The 3034-nt window shown below is 52.5% G+C and carries 2 protein-coding genes; both read right to left on the bottom strand.

The window, feature by feature from the left end; translation table 11 throughout:
- Positions 1 to 244: 244 nt before the first annotated feature.
- Positions 245 to 700, bottom strand: coding sequence for a YaiI/YqxD family protein (locus Q362_RS0117515; protein WP_028319676.1), 456 nt, complete (start codon positions 698 to 700; stop codon positions 245 to 247).
- A gap of 108 nt (positions 701 to 808) precedes the next feature.
- Complete coding sequence (locus tag Q362_RS0117510) at positions 809 to 2932, bottom strand: helix-hairpin-helix domain-containing protein (RefSeq protein WP_028319675.1); 2124 nt, start codon at positions 2930 to 2932, stop codon at positions 809 to 811.
- Positions 2933 to 3034 lie beyond the last annotated feature (102 nt).

Below are 3034 nucleotides of genomic sequence, written 5' to 3'. Positions count from 1 at the left end.
GGGCATGTTTTGACCGGTGCCGGTTTGTCTTGATCGGCTTGGCGTGCCGTACCGAGTGCATGCTCCCGGAAACATGGCTTTTTCAACGGGCTGTTGAGGCTTTTCGACATAATCCCCTCTTTATCCCCGAAAAAGGATCTCATTGACCGGCAATGGCTTCCCTTTCTCGCCGGTTGAAATAGATTGACTCCTTGTAAGTAGCGTTTTCATTTATAATGCACAGTAGTTATGTATTAAGAATCTATCATTTTTCCCGAAGACGGGTCGACAAGAAACGATCCAGTTGATTGGCAAATAATTGTCGGTCACTTTGGCTCAATGAGGCTGGGCCGCCTGTTTCAACACCGGCTGCCCGTAAACCGTCCATAAAGTCGCGCATGCTGAGACGGGCCTGAATATTGTCCGTGGTGTATAATTCGCCGCGAGGATTCAATGCAAACCCACCCTTGGCGGTCACCTCGGCTGCAAGCGGTATATCGGCGGTCACAACCAAATCTCCAACAGCCAACCTTCTCACAATTTCATTATCCGCCACATCAAAACCCGAGGCAACCCTCAGTGAGCGGATATTCTTCAGCCGTGGGGCACTGAGCTGTCGATTGGCCACCAAGGTCACCACAACACCGGTTCGCTCGGCTGCACGATAGAGAATCTCTTTAATGGCCTTGGGGCAGGCGTCAGCATCAACCCATATCTGCATGTCTTCCTTTAGTTGAACAAGGTTGTTTATTCTCAGCGCTTCCGAGTACGATTCATCCAAAATGCACGGAGCGGCAGGTTCGTTTGTCGGCACCAACAGAAGCGAATCTCAGGTGTTGCGAAGAGAAAGTGCAATACGTCTTCTCTGGGTATCCACTTCAAGAACGCGCACTTGCACCTGTTGCCGAACCTTGACCACCTCAGATGGATCTTTTATATAACGATCGGCCAATTGGCTGATGTGAACAAGGCCGTCCTGATGCACGCCGATATCGACAAAGGCCCCGAATTTAGTCACATTGGTCACAATGCCCGGAAGCGACATTCCCTCCCGCAAATCTTCCAACTTGGCAACGCCCTGGGCAAAGGCAAAACCTGCAAATGATTGCCGGGGATCGCGACCCGGTTTGGCGAGTTCGGCCATGATATCCTGTAAGGTCGGCAATCCAACCTCATCACATGCATATCGCTCAGGTTGAATCATTTGCTGGAGGTTTTCCTGTTGCATAAGCGCTGCTACCGTGCAGCCGCAAGCCTTTGCCATCTGTTCGACGATACCATATCGTTCCGGATGCACACCTGAACGATCCAAGGGGTTTTTCCCATCATGAATACGTAAAAAACCGGCGCATTGTTCAAACGCTTTTTTCCCAAGACGGGGAACCTCCAACAGTTGTCGTTTGGTGGTAAATGCACCTTTTTCACTGCGGTAGGCAAGGATGTTGGACGCCAGCGTTTCCCCCAATCCCGAGACATAGGCAAGCAGTTCCTTGCTGGCACTGTTCACCTCGACACCGACCTTGTTCACGCAGCTGCTCACCACGTCGTCCAGGCATTGTTTCAATGCTTTTTGATTGACGTCATGCTGATATTGCCCGACGCCTATGGCCTTGGGGTCGAGCTTGACCAGTTCGGACAGCGGATCCTGCAATCGTCGGCCGATGGAGACAGCGCCTCGGACCGTGATATCATGATCTGGGAATTCTGCACGTGCGACCTCCGAGGCGGAATAAATGGAGGCGCCGCTTTCATCGACCATGGTGACAATCACTTCAGGTGGCAGTTGTAATCCCCGAACAAAGGATTCGGTCTCCCGGCTTGCCGTACCGTTGCCAATGGCAATGGCCTCAATACGGTATTGCTTGCAGAGCTGAAGAACCGTTTGTGCCGCTTCTTCCCGTTGTCTCCCGGAGAGCGTGGGGTAAATGGTTGTGAAATGGAGCAGTTTCCCCTGTTCGCCAAGACAGACCAGTTTTGCCCCTGTTCGAAACCCGGGATCAAGCGCCATGGTCCGTTTTTGCCCCAGGGGGGCGGCCAGCAGCAATTCACGAAGGTTTTCCGCGAAAACGGCGATGGCCTCCTGGTCGGCCTGTTTTTTCAGGTTCCCGCGGAGTTCATTTTCCAGGGAGGGGGCGAGCAACCGTTTATAGCTCTCTTCAGCGGCCAGGGCCACCTGCTGCCCAGCAAAATCGTTGGAACGGACAAGGCAGCGATGCAAAATGGCCAACGACTCTGCTTCAGGCGGTCGAAATGAAAGGCTGAGGATTTTTTCTTGCTCACCTCGGAACATGGCCAGCAATCGATGGCCAGCCACCTTGCCGGCAGGTTCCTGCCAAGCAAAATAATCCCTGAACTTAGCGCCTTTCTCTTCCTGGTTTTTGATGACGGTTGAGGTGATGGTTGATTTCCGGTGAAAAAAATCCCGGAGACGGGCACGGATGGAGGCATCTTCGCTGATCCATTCCGCCATGATATCACGGGCACCGCTCAGGGCCTCCTCAACCGTGGCCACGTCCTTCTCGGTATTCACAAACCTTTCAAGTTCGATGCGCTGTGTGTTTTGGCCATACAGCATTGTTGCCAAAGGCTCCAAATCTCTTTCCCTGGCGACATGGGCCCTGGTTCTTCGTTTGGGCCGATAAGGTAGATAGATATCTTCAAGGGCGGCTAGATCAGAAGCGGTGTGGATGGCCTGACTCAAAGCTTCGTTCAAGAGGGCTCGGTCATCAAGTGAAGCAAGGATGGCGGATCGGCGTTTGTCCAAGTCTATCAGATCGGCCCGCCTATCACGAATAGCGGTGATTTCCACCTCATCGAGAGAGCCTGTGGCCTCTTTGCGATATCGGGCAATGAACGGGATGGTTGCACCGTCATTGAGGAAGGCAGAAACGATTTCCACCTGAGAGATCTGTATGCTAAGTTCCTTGGCGATAATCTTTGAGTGATCGTGCATAGTATTTTTTTGGTTCATCCGGCAAATGCGTACCCGACTGCGGAATGAGTGGCGAAGTGACATGGCATGAGAGATGTTGTCTGGTGACCAAACCCGACAACA

Origin of the sequence: Desulfobulbus elongatus DSM 2908, assembly GCF_000621145.1 — a bacterium.
GTDB classification, from domain to species: Bacteria; Desulfobacterota; Desulfobulbia; order Desulfobulbales; family Desulfobulbaceae; genus Desulfobulbus; species Desulfobulbus elongatus.
Note: the sequence above shows the minus strand (reverse complement) of the source record. Positions and strands in the feature narration are given on the sequence as shown.